Raw genomic sequence first — 17306 nt, 5'->3', positions numbered from 1 at the left:
ACGGCCCGGGGAGGTCGCCGCGTGGGGACCGCCGACGGCTGCTGAGGCCCGACAACCGGCCCCGGACATACGACGGGCGGGGGCCGGCCGTGGCCGACCCCCGCCCGTCGCGGAGCCCGAAGGTCACTTCGAGGAGACGGCGTCCTTGAGCTTGGAGCCGGCCGAGACCTTGACGCCGTAGCCGGCGGGGATCTCGATGGCCTCGCCCGTGCGCGGGTTGCGACCCGTGCGCGCGGCGCGCTCGACGCGCTCGACCGACAGCAGACCCGTGACCTTGACGGGGTCGCCGGCCTGGAGCGACTCGATGAGGACATCCTGGAAGGCGCTCAGGGCGGAGTCGGCCTGGGCCTTCGTCAGGGAGGCGCGCTCAGCGATGGCGGCCACGAGCTCGGTGCGGTTGACGGACATGTAATCCCTCTCGTCGTACGTGGTGAGCGCCCGGTGGAGCGCAGTGCGACGAGACTACGCACAGATCGGGGCCTGCGTGCGGCCGCACCGCGCGGTTTCCGCGGATCGGCGCCGATCATCGCGCCACTGCCGTCGCGTCAACCACATGAGTCACACGCGCACCACGCCTCGGTGTCCTGGGGGTCGCCGACGTCGGACCCGAGGTCTAGGTTGGCTCGCGTCGGGCGCCGCGCGTCCGGGACCGCCCGCACCGAGGCGGGTGGCGACAGCATCGAGCAGCCCCGCCAGGGGCACGCACCACGGGAGGAACCCGTATGACCGTCACGCTCGTCCCCTACCTCAACTTCCAGGGCTCCGCGGCCGAGGCCATGGAGCTGTACCGGTCCGTCCTCGGCGGTGAGCTCGAGGTCGACACGCACGCGTCCTTCGCCGAGTCGACCGGCAGCGAGGTGATGGTCGACGCCGCCTCCGCGCACCTCGTCATGCACGCCCAGCTCACCACGCCGTCGGGCCTGCAGATCATGGCCGCCGACACCACCCCCGACATGCCCGCCACGGTCGGCTCCAACGTCGCGCTCTCGCTCGTGGGTGGCGCCGAGGACAAGGAGTCCCTCACCGCCGCCTTCGCCACCCTCGCCGAGGGCGGCGAGGTGCTCCAGCCGCTGGTGGAGGCCCCCTGGGGCGCTTCCTTCGGGATGCTCACCGACCGCTTCGGCATCCGCTGGATGGTCAACGTCGGCTGACCTGCGACACCCGGCCACGCCCCGGCCCCCGACCGTGCGGTCGGGGGCCGAGGCGTCGGTGGGCGGGACCGGGTCTGCCCGGTCAGCCCCCCAGCTCGGCCATGAGCGCGAACAGGTCCGCCTTGCCCTCGAACCCGATGCCGGGCAGCTCGGGCAGGGTGACCTTCCCGTCGACGACCTCGGCGCCGTCGGGGAACCCGCCGAAGGGCTGGAAGAGGTCGGGGTAGGACTCGTTGCCGCCCAGGCCGAGCCCGGCGGCGATGCTCAGCGACATCTGGTGCCCGCCGTGCGGGATGCACCGCGACGGCGACCAGTCGTGCGCGCGCAGCATGTCGAGGATGCGCAGGTACTCCACGAGCCCGTAGCTGAGCGCGCAGTCGAACTGCAGCCAGTCGCGGTCGCGGCGCATGCCGCCGTAGCGGACGAGGTTGCGGGCGTCCTGGACGGAGAAGAGGTTCTCCCCGGTGGCCATCGGCCCCTCGTACGCCTGGGACAGCTGGGCCTGGAGCTCGAAGTCCAGCGGGTCTCCGGCCTCCTCGTACCAGAACAGGTCGTAGCTCTTCAGCGCCTCCGCGTACCGCAGGGCCGTGTCGAGGTCGAAGCGGCCGTTGGCGTCCACGGCGAGCTTGGCCCTGCCGGCGATCACCTCGTGCACGGCGTCGATGCGCCGCAGGTCCTCGTCGAGGCCCGCACCGCCGATCTTCTTCTTCACCACGGTGTACCCGCGGTCGAGGTACCCGCGCATCTCGTCCTGCAGCGCGGCGAGGTCCTGGCCGGGGTAGTAGTAGCCGCCGGCGGCGTAGACGAACACCTCCCGCTCCGGGGTGCCCTGGCCGTACCGGTCGGCGAGCAGCTGGTAGAGCGGCAGGCCGGCGATCTTGGCGACGGCGTCCCACACCGCCATGTCGATGGTCCCGACGGCGACGGACCGCTCCCCGTGCCCGCCGGGCTTCTCGTTGGCCATCATCGCGTCCCACACCGCCGTCGGGTCGAGGTTCTCCCCCGCCTGGTCGAGCAGGCTGTCCGGGTCCGCCTCGAGCACCCGCGGGATGAACCGCTCGCGCATCATCGCGCCCTGGCCGTAGCGGCCGTTGGAGTTGAAGCCGTAGCCGACGACCGGCCGGCCGTCCCGCACGACGTCGGTGACGACGGCGACCAGGCTCAGCGTCATCCTGCTGAAGTCGATGTAGGCATTCCGGATGGGTGAGCTGATCGGGAAGGTCTGCTCCCGGATCTCGACGATCCTCATCGCAGGTGCACCCCTCTCGTCGGGGCGGGTCCGGGCCGGTGGTCGCCGTGCACGGTCATGTCGGTTCTCTCTTTCGTCGGGGTGATGACGGCCGCTCGCGGGCGCGACGACGTCCACCCCCTGGGCGGGGGCGCGGTCGCCGTCGGGCGCGGTCAGCCGAGCGTGGGCAGGCGGATGTAGAGGAACTCGCTGAAGATGTAGCTGAAGAACAGCAGCACGACCGTCGCGACGACGACGTCGAGCAGGATCCCCTTCCACGTCGGTCGTTCCTTCCGCATGAGGAACGCGGTGAGGAGGAAGAAGACGATCCCGCCGACGACGTAGCCGAGGTAGGGCAGGGAGAAGATCCAGCCGGAGAGCACCGCGACGGCGATGATCAGACGGAGAACCGGAAGGCGCTCGAGGTCCTGGTCGTCGCCGCCGCTCACCTCCTTGCCGAGGAGTCCGAGGACGACCAGCACGATCCCGAGGACGCCGATGACGACGAGGATCGGGTCGGGGAACGTCCCGCCGTGCGGGGACGTGTAGTCGCGCTGGGCCCAGAAGACCCCGACGACGGCGACGAGCAGGACCCCGACGAGGATGTTCGCCTTCGACGAGGCGGAGATCATGCGTGCCATGTCAGTTCCTCTCCCCTCGCTGGGTGGTCCGGTCCCTGGTGCCCGGGGCGGCCTCGCCGCCCGTGGTCGTGTCGCGGTCGCCGGCGTCGGCCGCCGTCGCGTCGGCCGCCTCGTCGGCGTCACCGGCCCTTGCGCTCACCGCCATCTCGGCCTGGTGCCCGTCGGCGAGGGTGGCCTCGAGGTCCGACGCCGTGCCGCGACGGCGTCGGACCCCCTGGATCACCGGCCAGGCCAGCGACAGGATCGTCATGGCGATGAGGACGATGCTGATCGGCCGGGTGAAGAACGACAGCCATGGCATCGCGTCGCCCTGCGCGGTGAGCAGGCCCTGGACCAGACCGGTCTCGGCGATCGTCCCGAGGATGAGTCCGAGCACGATCGGCGCCGAGCTGATGCCGACGAGCCCGAGGAAGTACGCCAACACCCCGACGACGAGCATGATCGCCACGTCGACGACCGAGGACCGCACGGCGAACGCGCCGACGATGGTCAGCACCATGATGCCTGGGGCGAGGTACCGCGCCGGCAGGGCGATCACGCCCCGCTGGAGCCCGCGGCCGGCGATGAGCCCGACCGGCACCATCATGATCGCGGAGATCGCGAGAGCGACGATGAGCGTGCCCACGAGGTCGCCGGAGGTCTCGAACAGCTCGGCGCCGGGCCGCAGGCCGTGGAGCAGGAGGACACCGAGGATGATGGCGTCCGGCGGCGTGCCGGGGACGCCGATCGTCAGCGTGGGGATGAGACCGGCGCCGACGGTGGCGTTGTTGGCCGACTCGGCGGCGACGACGCCCTCGACCTCACCCTTGCCGTAGTTCTCCTTGACCTTCGACGCACGCTTGGCCTCGCTGTAGGCGACGAGGTTGGCGACGCTTCCGCCGGCGCCCGGCAGGAGGCCGACGACGGTGCCGATGACGGCGGACCGGATGGCGTTGAACGGCCTACCGACGGTCTGACGGATCATCGACCACACGCTCTCGCGCTGCCGCGAGGCAGCCTCCATCTCGGCCTCGCGCCCCTTGCGGGCGATGAGCTTGATGACCTCGGGGATGGTGAACAGACCGACCATGGCCGGCACGAGCGGGATGCCGCCCTGCAGCATGGGCTCACCGAAGGTGAAGCGGACGTCGCCGCCGACGGGGGCGATGCCGACGGTCGCGAGCAGCAGGCCGAGGGCGCCGCCGATGACGCCCTTGAGGATCGAACCGGTCGACATGCTGACGATGATGGTCAGCCCGAAGATCGCCACCCAGAAGTACTCCTGGGGGCCGAACCGCAAGGAGAAGTCGGCGAGCGGCGGCGCGAGGAAGACGAGGGCGACGACGCCGACGAGGCCGCCGACGAGCGAACCCATCGTGGCGGCGACGATCGCCAGCTCGCTCTTCCCCTTCTTCGTCATCTTGTAGCCCTCGAACGCCGAGGCGACGGAGGAGGGCGTGCCGGGCGCGTTGACGAGGATCGCGGTGAAGGACCCGCCGTAGATGGCGCCCATGTAGAAGGCCCCGAGCAGGACCATCGCGCTGGTCGGCTCCATCGTGAACGTGAACGGGACGAGCAGCGCCAGTCCCATGGTGGCGCTCAGTCCCGGCATCGCGCCCACGGCCATGCCGCCCGCCGTGCCCACGAGCACGAGGAGCAGCATGGACGGGACGAGGTTCGCCAGGAATCCCTGGCCGATCATCTCCAGCATGAGATCGCTTCCTCAGCCGGCGCCGCTCAGAGCATGCCGAGACGCTCGAAGAGGTCGGTGTAGACCTCCCGCCGGTCGTCGATGAGCTCCTGGGCCTCGTCGGGCCCGATGTTCTCCAGGACGAAACCCTGCTGCTCGAACTGCTCGACGAGCTCGGGGTCCTGGTTGACCTCCTCGAACGCGGAGACGAGCGTGTCGATGATCTCCTGCGGGGTCTCCGGCGGGACGGCGACGCCGCGGTAGGCGCCGTCGGCGAGCTCGATGTCGTTCTCGACGAAGGTCTCGTACTCCTCCCACTGCGGGAGGGTCTCCTCGGTGGCCACCGCGAGGACCCGCACCTGGTCGCCGAGCTGGTCGATCATCGGGGTGTAGGTCATCAGCGCGTCGACGTGCCCGCCGAGCAGCGCCGGGGTGGCGGCACCGGTGCCCGAGAACGGGGTGTAGGTCGTCTCGATGCCGGCCTCATCGTTGAGCAGGAGGGTGGCGACGTGGTTGGCGCTGAAGTCTCCCGACCCGCCGACCGACAGCGTGCCGGGGTTCGCCTCGGCCTCGGCGATGAAGTCGTCGAGGGTCTCGATGTCGCTGTCCGCGCTGACCATGAGCACGTTGGGGGTGCTCTGGAAGAAGTAGACGTGCTCGAGGTCGTCGGTCTCGTAGCCGGCGTCGTCGCGCATCATCGGCTGAAGGATAATGTGCGGGATGTTGTGCCCGGTGACGGTGTAGCCGTCGGGGCTGCTCCGGGCGAGCTCGGACCAGGCGAGCGCGCCGCCGCCGCCGGGCTGGTTGGAGACGGTGACGTCGACGCCGAGCGCCTCCTGCAGCGGGTCCTGCTGGAGCCGCGCGGTGATGTCGGACTCGCCTCCCGCGTCGAAGGCGATGACGTAGTCGATGGGCCGGTCCGGGTAGTCGGCGGCGTCGTCCCCGCCGCCGCAGGCGGCCAGCATGAGCGCGACGGCGCTGATCGGGACGGCGGTCCTGGCAAGGCGGTTCATCTTCTCGTCCTCCGTTGGATCGTTCGATGGTGGGCCGTGCTGCCCCGTCGGCTCCGTCGCCGGCGGGGGTCGTGGGCGGGGGTGTGTCGCGAGAGGGTCAGGCGCCGGCCGCGGCGCCCGGGGTGCGGCGCAGCTCGGCGAGCAGGGTCGAGGTGACGTCGTCCGTCGTCGAGGACCCGCCGATGTCGGGGGTGAGCACACCGGCCGCGGTGGTGGCGTCGACGGCGGCGCGGACCGCCTGGGCGGCGGATGCCTCGCCGAGGTGGTCGAGCATGAGGGAGCCGCTGAGCACGGCGCCGATCGGGTTGGCCACGCCGGTGCCCGCGATGTCGGGGGCCGAGCCGTGGACGGGTTCGAACATCGAGGGGAAGCGCCGCTCGGGGTTGAGGTTGGCGCTGGCGGCCAGGCCGAGGCTGCCGGCCAGCGCGCTGCCCAGGTCGGAGAGGATGTCGGCGTTGAGGTTGGAGGCGACGACGACGTCCAGATCCTCGGGCCGCAGCACGAACCGGGCGGCCATGGCGTCCACGAGCACGGACTCGGTGGCCACGTCGGGGTAGTCGGCCGCGACCCGCTCGAAGACGTCGTCCCACAGGACCATCCCGTACTGCTGGGCGTTGGACTTGGTCACGCTGGTGACCTTCTTGCGGTCCCGGGTGCGGGCGAGGTCGAAGGCGAACCGCATGATGCGCTCGCACCCGGCCTCGGTGAACAGCGAGCTCTGCACCGCGACCTCACCGCCCTCGCGGGCGGAGAAGTTGCGCCCGCCGACCCCGGCGTACTCACCCTCGCTGTTCTCCCGGACCACGACCCAGTCCAGCGCGGTGTCATCGGCCTTGCGCAGCGGGCTGGTCACCCCGGGGTGGAAGACGACGGGGCGGACGTTGGCCCACTGGTCGAAGCCCTGGCAGATCCTCAGCCGCAGGCCCCACAGGCTGACGTGGTCGGGCACGCCGGGCCAGCCGACGGCACCGAAGTAGATCGCGTCGCGGTCCTGGAGCGTCTCGAGCCCGTCGGCGGGCATCATGCGGCCGTGCTCGGCGTAGTAGGCCGAGCCCCAGTCCAGCTCGTCCCACTCCAGCTTGGCGTCCGAACCGGCCGTCAGCAGGGCCTCCTCGAGGACCACCCGGCCCACCGCGACGACCTCGCGCCCGACGCCGTCGGCCGGGATGACTGCGATCCGATGCACCTGCGCCACTGCCTGCTCCTGTCGAGGGGGTCCGTGCGCGCTGCGTCCTCGCAGCGGCCCGACCAGTACATCCACCGGGGCGACGCAGCGTCCAAGACGAAGAACGGATCATTCGGATAGGCAACACCTATCGAAAGCGAGGAAAACTCGTCACTTCCGGCCTGCCTGGCGCGTCTCCGATAGGTTCTGGCCGCGATACCGTCCGCCGATGGACGCCCGTCAGCTCGAGTACTTCCTCGCCGTCGTCGACGAGGGTGGTGTGCACGCGGCCGCGGAGAAGCTGTTCGTCGCCCAGCCCTCGGTCTCCCAGTCGATCCGTACCCTCGAGCGGTCCCTCGGCACCGACCTCTTCTCGCGCGCGGGCCGTTCGCTGCGGCTGACCGACGCGGGTGAGGCACTCATCGCCCCGGCGCGCCAGGTGCTGCACTGGCTCGCCCTGTCGCGGGCGAACGTCGAGGCGGTCTCGGGCCTGCGGCGCGGCCGGCTGACGATCACCACGATGCCCTCCCAGGCGGTGGACCCGCTGCCCGGCGTGCTCGATGCCTTCGCCCGCCGCTACCCGTTGGTCGAGGTCGCCATCCGGGCGGCCGGCACGCCGGCGGCGGTCACCTCGCTGGTCCTGTCGGGCGCCGTCGAGGTGGGGGTCGCCGCGACGACGACGCCGGTCGACCCCGGCAGCCTCACGCTGGTGCCCGTGGCGCACCAGGGATTCATCGTGGTCGCTCCGCGCGACAGCCAGCTCCCCGCGGGACGGCCGCTGACCTACGCCGACCTCGAGGGGCTCCGGCTCGTCGCCGGGCAGCCGGGCACCGGGATGCGCAAGGTGGCCGACGAGGTGGTGGCACGCAACCGGTCCACCGCCATCATCATCGAGTCCGAGCACCGCGAGGCGATCCTGCCGATGGTCCTGGCCGGGACCGGCACGGCGATCATGGCCGAGGGGTGGCGCTCGCTCGCCAGGCACGCGGGCCTGCGGGTCAGCGACCTCGTGACCGACGTCGAGCTGACGATCGTCGCCGCGCACCGCACCGGCGACCTCAGTCCCGCCGCGTCCGCCTTCCTCGACGTCTTCCGCTCCACCGGGTCCATCTGACCCGTCCGGCGGTGTCCCGCGAGCGTGCCGAAAAAAGACGCGACACCCGCGTAGCCGGTCTCCTAACGTTGCAGGCATGACGCACTAGAGGACGCGCACGGGACGAGGCCACGTGACGCGTTGACGCACACGGGCTGCCCCTGCTCCTCGCCGTCGGCACGACGGACCGACGAGGCGCCCACGACCGGCTGCACGAGCGCGAGCTCGGCGCGCCCTCCTGCCCCGCGGGGCCACCCACGACCGATCGCCGTGGGTCCTGCCGCCCGCCGGGTCCGCCCTGCTCACCACACCGCAGGGCACCGCCATGCCCACGAGGAAGGCACCGCCATGCCCGTACTGACCGCCGCACCCCCGCCCACCCTCAGCTGGGAGCCGCCCATGATCGAGACCGCCATGCGCGACCGCCGGACCCAGGACCACGTCCTGGTGGTCGACCAGGACCGGGGCATCGCCGCCGCCGAGCAGCCCGCGACCGTGCCCGCCGGCACGCGGTTCCGCACCGCAGTCCGCACCGCTGGCCGGGTCGTCGTGCGTGCCCTGACGGGCGCGCTGCGCGCCGTCCTGGCCGAGGAGCACGCCTCCGCCCGGATGGACGCCGACGACCGGTACCGCCGGGTCGAGGACAGCAAGCACCTGCTCGCGCTCGGCCTGCTGCGATGAGCCGGACAGCCGGCCGCGGACGCCGAAGGACCCCGGACCACACCTGGTCCGGGGTCCTTCGTCGTCGGGGCCCGCGCCCTGCCCGCTAGGCGTTGCCCATCTCGGGCAGGAAGGTGACGATGTCGGGCACGAGGATGAGGATCGCGACCACGACGACGTCGGCGACGATGAACGGGACGATCCCGCGGAACACCCGTCCCAGCCCGGCCTCGGGCACGGCCCCGGAGTAGACGAAGGCGTTCATGCCCACGGGCGGGGTGATGAGCGCCATCTCGGCCACCTTGACCACGAGGATTCCCAGCCAGATGCCGTCGAACCCGTACTCGGTGAGGATCGGGTGCAGCAGCGGGGCGGCGACGAGGATCATCGAGATGCCGTCGAGGAACATGCCCAGCGGGAGCAGCAGGACCAGGCACAGCACGAGCACCAGGTACGGCGAGAGGTCCGCCGAGACCACGGCCTCGACGAGCGCGCTGCTCGCCCCCGAGAGCGCCAGGAAGTACGTGAACACCCCGGCACCGGCCATGAGCAGGAAGGTCATCGCCGTGAGCCCGACCGCCTCGGTCACCGACTCCTTGACCACGGTGAGCCAGCGCGGAGGTCGGGTGCGGATGAGCAGGATGATGAGGGCGGACAGCGCGCCGAAGGACGCCGCCTCGGTGGGCGTCGCGACCCCGGCGTAGATGGTGCCGATGGACACCAGGAAGATGATCGCGAGGTAGGCGGTGCCCGCCCAGTCCGCGCGCCCGCTGCCGGGCGCGTCCGACCCGGCTGCGGTGTCATCGGCACCCGCAGCGTCGTCGGCACCTGCGCCGTCGTCGGTGGTCGTGGCCTCGACGGCGGTCGTGCCCGCCGCCGGGACCCCGTCGTCGGCGGTCGCGCCCTGGCTCTCGCCGGTGCCACCCCCGACGCCGGCACCGGCCGCGACCGGCACCGCGCGGCGGGCCTTCTTCCGCTGCGCCGCCATGACGAGCAGGACGATGGTGACGGCGTAGACGAGGATCGTCAGCAGGCCCGGGCCGATCCCGGCCAGGAGGAGCTGGCCGATGCTCTCCTCGGTGACCACGCCGTAGAGCACGAGGACGATCGACGGCGGGATGAGCACCCCGAGGGTGCCGCCGGCGCTGACGACGCCCGCCGCCAGCTTGATGCCGTGCCCGGCCTTGACGATGGCGTCGGTCGAGACGCGCGCCATCGTGGCGACGGTGGCGACGCTGGAGCCGGTGACGGCGGCGAACATGCCCGACCCGGCCAGCGAGGCCAGCGCCGTCCCGCCGGGGAGCCGGCGCAGGAGGCGTGAGGCGGCGTCGAAGCCCGCGGCGGCGAGCCTGCCGTGCACGGCGAAGACGCCCATGACGATGAACAGCGGGATGATCGTCAACGAGTAGTCGGCCGAGGCCGAGTAGGGCTGGCTGGCGACCGTGCTCACGGCGGCGTCGGTGGAGCGCAGCATGATGACGCCGACCATGCCGGCGGCCATGAGCGACAGGCCCACGTGGAACCTGATCGCCAGCAGCGCCAGGAAGACGACGATGACCGCGAACAGGGCCACCAGGTTCTCGATGCTCACTGCCTGTCTCCCTCGGTCGTGGTCGTCGCTGCCGCGACGCGGCCGGGCTCGGGGTCACCCTGGGCGGGGTCGCCCTGGGCGGGGTCGCCCTGGGCGGTGTCGCCCTCGGTCGGGTCGCCCTGGGCGGGGTCACCCTCGGTCGGTGCGACGACGTCGCCGACGACCTGGTCCGCCCACGCGGGCGGGAGGTCCTCGCCGCGCCGCAGGACCTGCACGTCGTGCACGGTCTTCCACACCGCGGTGACGAAGAACAGCGCGAAGGTGACCACCAGCACGAGCTTCGCCGGCCAGGTGGGCAGCCGAAGGATGTCGTTCGTCGTCTCGCCGCGGTCGTAGGCGCTGACCAGGGTCTCGGTCAGCCCCCAGACGAGGACGGCGCCGAGTCCCACGAGCAGGACGCAGCGCACGACGGCGAGCACGACGCGCGCCGTGCGCGGCAGCCGGGCCTCGACGAGGTCGACGTCGACGTGGCGGCCGTCGACCTCCGCGGCTGCCAGGCCGAGGAAGGCGACGCCGACGAGCAGCAGCGTGGAGATGTCGACGGTGCCGACGATCGACCGGTCGGCGAGCGAGCGGCCGAGGACGTCGGCGACGGTGAGGCCGGCCAGGACGAGCAGCAGCAGGCCGGCGACGACGCTGAGGCCCGCGCTGAACCTCGTCAGCGGGCGGGGCAGCCGAGGCGCGGTCACTGGCTCTCCTCCATGCACCGGACGATCGGGTCGGCGTAGGAGGAGTCCTCGGTCTCCTCGGCGACGATGCGCCGGTAGTCCTCGAGGACGGCCTGCGCGTCGTAGCCGCGCTCCTCCTGGCGGGCGACCCAGTCGGCGTCGGCCCCCGCGGCGTCCCGCCACTCGGCGATGTCCCCGTCCGGCAGGCGGTTCATCTCGGTGCCGTTCGCGACCAGGTCGGCGCAGGACTCGTCACCCAGGACGTCCATCTCCTCGAGCCCGTTGTCGATCGCGTGCTCCGAGGCGGTGAGGATCGCGTCCTGATAGTCGGCGGGCATGTCCTGGAACAGGTCCTCACTGATGACGACGATCGAGGAGCCGTAGACGCCGATCCCGGGGTCGAGGACGTAGGGCGTGGTGTCGGCGAGCCCGAAGGTGGGCAGGCTGGCCAGGCCCAGCGAGGTGTAGCCGTCGATGACGCCACGCTCCATGGACTCGTAGACGTCGGTGGCGGTCATCGCCACCGGGTTGGCCCCGGCCGCGAGCATCACCTCGGCGGTCAGGCCGCCGGCGCGGATGCTGTGCCCGGACAGGTCGCCCAGGCTCTCGACCGGCTCCTGCAGGCCGACGACGGCGCTGCCGAGCGGGAGCGGGAAGAGCTGGCGCACGCCCTGTCGCGCGAAGTCCTCCCGGTAGGTGTCGTTCTCCTCGTGCATCCGCGCGATGGTGCGCATGTGCACCTCGGGGTTGTCGGTCTCGAACGGCAGTTCGACGGCGGTGTACATCGGCAGGTCCGAGGCGGCGTACAGGGAGCCGACCTGGGCGAGATCGGCGCGGCCGTCGAGCGTGGCCTGGACGGACTCGTCCGCCCCCACGAGGCTCTCGGAGTAGTGGAACTCGACCTGGACGCCGCCGTCGGTCAGCTCCTCGACCTCCTCGGCCCAGCGCTGGACGGTGCGGCTCTGGTCCGAGGTGGAGTTGGAGTACGTCGTGTAGTGGAGGACGAAGGTCTCCTCCGCGCCGTCGCTGGTGCCGCAGGCGGCCAGCGCGACGCTCGCCACGGCGACGGCGCCGGCGACGCCGCGCGCGCGGCGACCACGCCAGGGCGGGCGGGGGCGGCGCGCGGGTGCCCGGCCGGTCACCGTGCCTCCCGCGGGCGCACCTCGTAACGGCGCAGCTCGAGTGCCGGGTTGACGGTGCGGACGTGGTCGAGGCGGGCGCGCTCGAGGCGGGCGACGGCGGTGCCGGGGGCCTCGCCGACGCCGGCGAGCGCGATGCCCATCGGGTCGAGCACCACGCTGTTCCCGGCGCCGGTGGGGGCGCACTGGTCGGCGGCGAGGACGTAGACGGTGTTCTCGATGGCCCGGGCGCGCAGGAGCGTGTTCCAGTGGTACTCCTTGAGCGGGCCCGGGACCCACTCCGCCGGCAGCGCGAGCACGTCGGCACCGGCGTCGACGAGCGTCCGGGAGGTCTCCGGGAAGCGCAGGTCGTAGCAGGTCTGCATGCCGACGGTGAAGCCGTCGACCGTGAGCAGCTGGGGCTCGGCGGGGTCGGCGGCGTCGACCCGGTCGGACTCGCGGTAGCCGAAGGCGTCGTAGAGGTGGACCTTGCGGTAGACGGCGGCGATACCGCCGTCCTGGATGCCGACCAGGGTGTTGTGGATGCGCCCCTCGCCGGCGGTCTCGTTGACGCCGGCGACGACGGTGAGGTCGAGCTCGGTGGCCATCTCGACGAGCCGGGTGACGGTCGGGCCGTCCAGGGGCTCGGCGCTGTCGACGAAGCGCTCGTCCATCGCCGGGGCGGTGAAGACGGCGTACTCGGGCAGCACGACGAGGCGGGCGCCCTGCTCGGCGACGGCGCGCAGGTGGCCCTCGATGGTCCTCAGGTTGGCGTCCACGTCCAGGCCGGGTGCGATCTGGACGACAGCGGCGCTCAGCGTCATGTCAGTTGCTCCTTGCGGTGGACTCGATCTCGCGCAGCGCGTCGAGAGTGGTGGTGAAGCCGTTCAGCATGGCCCCGTACTGCATGACGGCGACGATCGTGTCCGCGCCCTCGGCGACCGCGAGCTCCTGCTCGGCGCGGCTCCACGCCGGCAGCACCCACGGCTTGCCCGCGGCCGCGGCGGCCCGGGCCACGGCCCGGATGTCGGCCAGATCGGCCTCGTCCACGGAGTACGCCCCGCGGTCGCGGCGCAGCGAGAGGTCGGAGGGCCCGACGAACACCCCGTCGACGACGGGCAGGGCGAGGATCTCCTCGACCGACTCGAAGGCCGAGGCGTCCTCGATCATCGGGTAGCAGGCGGTGCCGGTGTCCTGGGCGGTGACCCACTCGTCGGTGAAGCCCCGGTAGGCCGAGGTGCGCCCACCGGCGAAGGACCGGTCGCCCAGCGGGGGGAACTTCGCGTAGCCGCACACCCGGGCGGCGTGCTCCGCGGACTCGATGTGGGGGATCGCCACGGCGTCGGCGCCGAAGTCGAGGGCCTGCTGGATCGGCCCCCGCTCGGGCCCGAGCACCTTGGCGATGACGCGCATGCCGGTGGCCCGGATGAAGGGGATGAGGGAGTCGAGCGCGGCGAGGTCGAACAGCCCGTGCTCGATGTCGAGCACGATCGTGTCGGCGCCGGCGATCCGGGCCATCTCGACGGCGGCCGTCGACGGTTCGGTGAGCCAGACGGCGTGGTGGGGGTGCTTCGGGGTGTTCATCGTCCTCCTTCGTCGGAGGTGCCCGGGCGGCAGCGACGGCTCCCGGGTACCAAGTGCACGCCATGTATACATGGCGTGTATCTGGCGTGCAAACGCTATGCTCGTCGCCATGTCGAGGCAGGACGGGACGCAGCGGGGCGCACGGCGCCGCCGCCCCGCCGGGGACCGCGCCTACGACCAGATCGTCGAGGCGATCCTGTCCGGGGAGTTCACCGAGGGCGAGTTCGTCGAGGAGGTGGCCCTGGCCGAGCGCGTGGGCACCTCTCGCACGCCCGTGCGCGAGGCGCTCCAGCGGCTCCAGGCCGAACGCTTCGTCGATCTCGTCCCGCGCCGGGGCGCCCAGGTCCGGGTGGTCAACGCCCGGGAGATGGGCGAGGTGTACCAGGCCCGGCACGTCGTCGAGTCCCATGCCGTGGCCAGCATCTGCGCCCGGCGCCTCGGGGCGCCGCCCGAGCTCACCGAGATCGCCGACCAGATGGACGCCGCGGCCGCGTCCCGGAGCTGGAACGAGTCGTCACGGCTGGACCAGCTCTTCCACGCGCGGCTGGTGCGGTGGAACGGCAACGACGTGCTCACCCAGATGTACGAGTCGTTGCGCTCGCGGCAGATCCGGCTCGCCGTGCGGACGATCACCACGGCCCCCGGGCGCTACGACACGATCTCGCGCGAGCATCGCGAACTCATCGCCGCCCTGGACGCGCACGACGCCGAGGCGGCCACCCGCACGCTCGCGACGCACCTGCGCGAGGTCCCCGAGCTCGTCCAGGCCTTCGGGCGCTGACCTCTCTCCCGGGGGTCCGCCCCCTCCACCGTCAGCTACCGGCGCGGCGCAGCAGCCGCACGGCCAGCGGCACGCAGACCCCGACGATGAGCGCCGGCCAGAGCACGGCCATGAGGATCGCGTGCTCGGCAACCCACGAGGACGTCGCCGCCGAGGCGTTGCCGAACAGGTCGCGGGCGGCCACGACGGTCGCCGAGAGCGGGTTCCAGGCGGCCGGGCCGGCGAGCCACTCCGGCATGGTGCTCGTCGGGACGACGGTGTCGGCCACCATCGCGAGCGGGAAGACGAGCGCGAAGTACTTCATCGCCGCCTCGGGGCCGCTGACGAGCAGGCCCAGCACGATCCCGATCCAGGAGAAGGCCGCGCGGAGCAGGAGCAGCAGCCCCACCGCGGCGAGCGCCGCCGCCGGGCCGCCGTGCACCTGCCAGCCCACGAGCGGGCCGAGCGCCATGAGGATCCCCAGCTCGACGACGGCGACGACGAGGTCGGCCACCGCCCGGCCGGCCAGCACGGTGGCGGTGGCGCCCGGCAGGGTGCGCATCCGGTCGAGGATCCCGTCGCGGACGTCGGCGGCGACGGCGATCGTCGTCGAGCCGATGCCGAAGGCCATGGTCAGGGCGAAGACGCCGGGCAGGAGGAAGTCACCGTAGCTCGCGCCGGGCACTCCCCCGGCGCTGCCGAGCGCGTCGCCGAGGACGAGCCCGAACATGGCCACGACCATGACGGGTACGAGCAGCGTGCTGAGCAGCTCGTCGGGGCGGCGCACGAGGCGGCGCAGGTGGCGGGCGGCGTGCACCCAGGTGTCGGCGGCCGCCCAGCGCAGCCCGTCGGCGTGCCCGGTCCCGGGCGTCGCCACGTCGGCGACGGTGGTCGTCGGTGCCGTGCCTTCGCTCATCGGAGCGCCTCCTCGGGTCGGTCGTCCACGGCCTCGGCCCCGGCACCGGCCCCAGCACCGGCGCCCGCGTCGTCCCCTGCGGCGGCCGCCCGCCGGCCGGTCAGGTGCAGGAACGCCTCGTCGAGGTCGGGGCGGCGCACCGTGACGTCGCTCAGCTCGATGCTGGCGTCGTCGAGGGCGGGGGCGAGGCGGATGAGGTCGTCCGTGCCACCGTCGAGAGCAAGCCCGACGCGTCGGGTGCCCGGGTCGACGTCGGGCGGTGTGCCCAGGGCGCGCCCGAGCACCCCGGCGACGGCGGTGAGGTCGCGGCCCGCGGGGACGGTGATCTCCGCGCGGCTGCCGCCGACGAGGGACGTCAGCTGCGCCGGGGAGCCCTCGGCGACGACCCGCCCGCGGTCGACGACGGAGATCGTCGAGCACAGGCGGTCGGCCTCCTCGAGGTACTGGGTGGTCAGCAGGACGGTGGTGCCGCCGGCGACGAGGTCGCGCACGGCGTCCCACACCTCGCTGCGGCTGCGGGGGTCCAGGCCGGTGGTGGGCTCGTCGAGGAAGAGCACGCGCGGTCCGCGGATGAGGCTGACCGCGAGGTCGAGACGGCGACGCATGCCGCCGGACCAGCCGCGCACCGACCGGTCGGCGGCGTGGGTGAGGTCGAAGCGCTCGAGCAGCTCCTCGGCGCGGGCGCGGGCCGCGCGGGGGCGCAGGTGGTGCAGGCGGGCGAACATCACCAGGTTCTGCCGGCCGGTGAGGATCCCGTCGACGGCGGCGTACTGCCCGGCCATCCCGATGCGCTCGCGCACGCCGGCGGGGTCGGTGACCGCGTCCCGCCCGGCGACGAGGACGCGGCCGGAGTCGGGCTCGAGCAGCGTGGACAGGATCCGCACCGCGGTCGTCTTGCCGGCGCCGTTGGGCCCGAGCAGGCCGTGCACCGTGCCGGCGGCGACGGTCAGGTCCAGCCCGTCCAGGGCGGCCCCGGTGCCGGGGAAGCTCTTGCGCACCTCGCGCGCCACGACGACGGGCGCGGTCTCCTCGGCGGCGGTCATCGCAGGACCACCGGTGCGACGTCGAAGGTGGTGTCGACGACGGGACCCGTCCCGGCGGGCGCTGTGATCTCACGCGCGGGGAGCCCGGCGGCGGTCACCTCGTCGTAGCGGCCGAGCGCGATCCGGGCGGCGTTGCGCAGCGCCTCGCTGTGGTCGACGTAGTAGCTGAGGTGGCCGGTGATCGAGCCGGCGGCGACGCGACGGGCGCCCAGCTCGGGGTGCAGGGGGCCGCGCCCCAGGCCGAGGCCGGCGAGACGCACGCGCGGGAAGAAGCGGATCCAGTCGGGCTCGGCCTGAGCGGCCCACAGCCGGGCCCGGTCGCCGAGCTCGCCGCGGCGCCACACGCCCATGCCAGGGCTCCCGAGCACGACGCAGTCCTGCGCCCGCGAGTCGGCGAGCGCCAGCCCGCACACGGTGGCACCATAGCTGTGCCCGATGAGGGTGAGGTGGGCCGAGCGCGGCAGGACGTGGGTGAGGCGGGCGAGGTCGCCGGCGCCCTCGCGCGCCGGGCGGTTCCAGGCCGCCGCGGCGATCCCCGGCGGCGTGTGGTACCCGACCCAGACGACGACGGCGACGCGCGCCTCGGGGTCGATCGCCTGCATCGTGCGCAGGACGGCCAGGCCCTGGAAGCGCGCGCCGAGCGGGGCGCGGGCGGTGAAGTAGTTGCGCTGGTGGTGGCCGTTGCCCGGGACGACGACGGCGACGTGGTCCGCGGTGGCGAGTTCACCGATCACCTCGACGACGCGCGCCCCGCCGGGCGGGTCGAGCGCGAGGAAGAGGCGGCCGTCGATCTCCTGCGGCGTGTAGTCCAGCGGGGTCGCCGCGACACGGGGCCGGCGCCGGGTGCCCGGTCGGGCGAGCAGGCGGGGCCGCGGGGGCGCGCTGCGGCCGGTGTCCGTCGGGGCCGCGGGGGCCGGCTCGGGAAGGGGCCGCGGGAGGACCGTTGTCGTCATGACCGGAACGTTAGAGAGTGCACTACCCGTTGCGCGTCACCCAGGGGAACCAC

18 protein-coding genes are annotated in these 17306 nt (G+C 72.8%); 4 read left to right on the top strand and 14 right to left on the bottom strand.

Translation table 11 applies throughout. The features are described from left to right. Positions 1-123 precede the first annotated feature (123 nt). Positions 124-408 (bottom strand): HU family DNA-binding protein, encoded by a 285-nt coding sequence (locus AC3D3D_RS13310; RefSeq protein WP_463662937.1) that lies wholly within the window; start codon positions 406-408, stop codon positions 124-126. A gap of 314 nt (positions 409-722) precedes the next feature. On the opposite strand from AC3D3D_RS13310, the gene AC3D3D_RS13305 reads away from it, so the two are divergent. Next, positions 723-1151, top strand: a complete 429-nt coding sequence (locus AC3D3D_RS13305) for a VOC family protein (RefSeq protein ID WP_463662936.1) — start codon at positions 723-725, stop codon at positions 1149-1151. 82 nt (positions 1152-1233) lie between these two features. Here AC3D3D_RS13305 and AC3D3D_RS13300 read toward each other — a convergent pair whose 3' ends face one another. The 5 genes from AC3D3D_RS13300 to AC3D3D_RS13280 all read right to left on the bottom strand — a co-directional run bounded on the left by AC3D3D_RS13300 (position 1234) and on the right by AC3D3D_RS13280 (position 6897). Then, a complete protein-coding gene (locus tag AC3D3D_RS13300) occupies positions 1234-2400 on the bottom strand; it encodes a mandelate racemase/muconate lactonizing enzyme family protein (RefSeq protein ID WP_463662935.1) in 1167 nt (388 codons plus the stop codon). Between the two features lie 152 nt (positions 2401-2552). Beyond that, positions 2553-3020 carry a tripartite tricarboxylate transporter TctB family protein gene (locus tag AC3D3D_RS13295; protein WP_463662934.1) on the bottom strand — a complete coding sequence of 156 codons (468 nt, stop codon included), beginning with the start codon at positions 3018-3020 and terminating at the stop codon, positions 2553-2555. Position 3021: 1 nt separating this feature from the next. After that, positions 3022-4710: a tripartite tricarboxylate transporter permease gene (locus tag AC3D3D_RS13290; RefSeq protein WP_463662933.1), complete on the bottom strand. Its 1689-nt coding sequence runs from the start codon at positions 4708-4710 to the stop codon at positions 3022-3024. A 26-nt stretch (positions 4711-4736) separates the two neighbouring features. Next, positions 4737-5702 (bottom strand): Bug family tripartite tricarboxylate transporter substrate binding protein, encoded by a 966-nt coding sequence (locus AC3D3D_RS13285; protein ID WP_463662932.1) that lies wholly within the window; start codon positions 5700-5702, stop codon positions 4737-4739. A gap of 97 nt (positions 5703-5799) precedes the next feature. Further along, positions 5800-6897, bottom strand: coding sequence for a tartrate dehydrogenase (locus AC3D3D_RS13280; RefSeq protein WP_463662931.1), 1098 nt, complete (start codon positions 6895-6897; stop codon positions 5800-5802). A gap of 199 nt (positions 6898-7096) precedes the next feature. On the opposite strand from AC3D3D_RS13280, the gene AC3D3D_RS13275 reads away from it, so the two are divergent. Continuing rightward, positions 7097-7981: a LysR family transcriptional regulator gene (locus tag AC3D3D_RS13275; protein ID WP_463662930.1), complete on the top strand. Its 885-nt coding sequence runs from the start codon at positions 7097-7099 to the stop codon at positions 7979-7981. A 327-nt stretch (positions 7982-8308) separates the two neighbouring features. Then, complete coding sequence (locus AC3D3D_RS13270) at positions 8309-8641, top strand: hypothetical protein (RefSeq protein ID WP_463662929.1); 333 nt, start codon at positions 8309-8311, stop codon at positions 8639-8641. 85 nt (positions 8642-8726) lie between these two features. Here the strand turns inward: AC3D3D_RS13270 and AC3D3D_RS13265 are convergent, their stop codons facing one another. Genes AC3D3D_RS13265 through AC3D3D_RS13245 form a run of 5 tightly spaced genes read right to left on the bottom strand, consistent with a single transcriptional unit; the run spans position 8727 to position 13581 of the window. Beyond that, the gene (locus tag AC3D3D_RS13265) at positions 8727-10211 is read right to left on the bottom strand and encodes a TRAP transporter large permease (protein WP_463662928.1); all 1485 of its coding nucleotides are present in this window, start codon (positions 10209-10211) and stop codon (positions 8727-8729) included. Beyond that, positions 10208-10900, bottom strand: coding sequence for a TRAP transporter small permease subunit (locus tag AC3D3D_RS13260; protein ID WP_463662927.1), 693 nt, complete (start codon positions 10898-10900; stop codon positions 10208-10210). The genes AC3D3D_RS13265 and AC3D3D_RS13260 overlap by 4 nt, the downstream gene beginning before the upstream one ends. Beyond that, entirely contained in the window at positions 10897-12021 is a 1125-nt protein-coding gene (locus AC3D3D_RS13255) for a C4-dicarboxylate TRAP transporter substrate-binding protein (protein ID WP_463662926.1), read from the bottom strand. Before AC3D3D_RS13255 ends, AC3D3D_RS13260 begins: the two co-directional genes overlap by 4 nt. Then, positions 12018-12821 carry a carbon-nitrogen hydrolase family protein gene (locus tag AC3D3D_RS13250; protein WP_463662925.1) on the bottom strand — a complete coding sequence of 268 codons (804 nt, stop codon included), beginning with the start codon at positions 12819-12821 and terminating at the stop codon, positions 12018-12020. The genes AC3D3D_RS13255 and AC3D3D_RS13250 overlap by 4 nt, the downstream gene beginning before the upstream one ends. 1 nt (position 12822) lies before the next feature. Then, positions 12823-13581 carry an HpcH/HpaI aldolase family protein gene (locus tag AC3D3D_RS13245; protein WP_463662924.1) on the bottom strand — a complete coding sequence of 253 codons (759 nt, stop codon included), beginning with the start codon at positions 13579-13581 and terminating at the stop codon, positions 12823-12825. Between the two features lie 109 nt (positions 13582-13690). Here AC3D3D_RS13245 and AC3D3D_RS13240 point away from each other — a divergent pair, with 109 nt between their 5' ends. Continuing rightward, entirely contained in the window at positions 13691-14362 is a 672-nt protein-coding gene (locus AC3D3D_RS13240) for a GntR family transcriptional regulator (protein ID WP_463662923.1), read from the top strand. A gap of 31 nt (positions 14363-14393) precedes the next feature. Here the strand turns inward: AC3D3D_RS13240 and AC3D3D_RS13235 are convergent, their stop codons facing one another. From AC3D3D_RS13235 to AC3D3D_RS13225, 3 genes are read right to left on the bottom strand one after another with little or no spacing between them, the layout of a single operon-like run. Next, a complete protein-coding gene (locus AC3D3D_RS13235; protein WP_463662922.1) occupies positions 14394-15257 on the bottom strand; it encodes an ABC transporter permease in 864 nt (287 codons plus the stop codon). Beyond that, positions 15254-16300, bottom strand: a complete 1047-nt coding sequence (locus AC3D3D_RS13230) for an ATP-binding cassette domain-containing protein (protein WP_463662921.1) — start codon at positions 16298-16300, stop codon at positions 15254-15256. Before AC3D3D_RS13230 ends, AC3D3D_RS13235 begins: the two co-directional genes overlap by 4 nt. Then, entirely contained in the window at positions 16297-17253 is a 957-nt protein-coding gene (locus AC3D3D_RS13225; protein WP_463662920.1) for an alpha/beta hydrolase, read from the bottom strand. Before AC3D3D_RS13225 ends, AC3D3D_RS13230 begins: the two co-directional genes overlap by 4 nt. Between the last annotated feature and the right edge of the window lie 53 nt (positions 17254-17306).

This window comes from Georgenia sp. X1117, from assembly GCF_057784635.1.
This window is presented reverse-complemented; position numbering and strand designations above follow the sequence as displayed.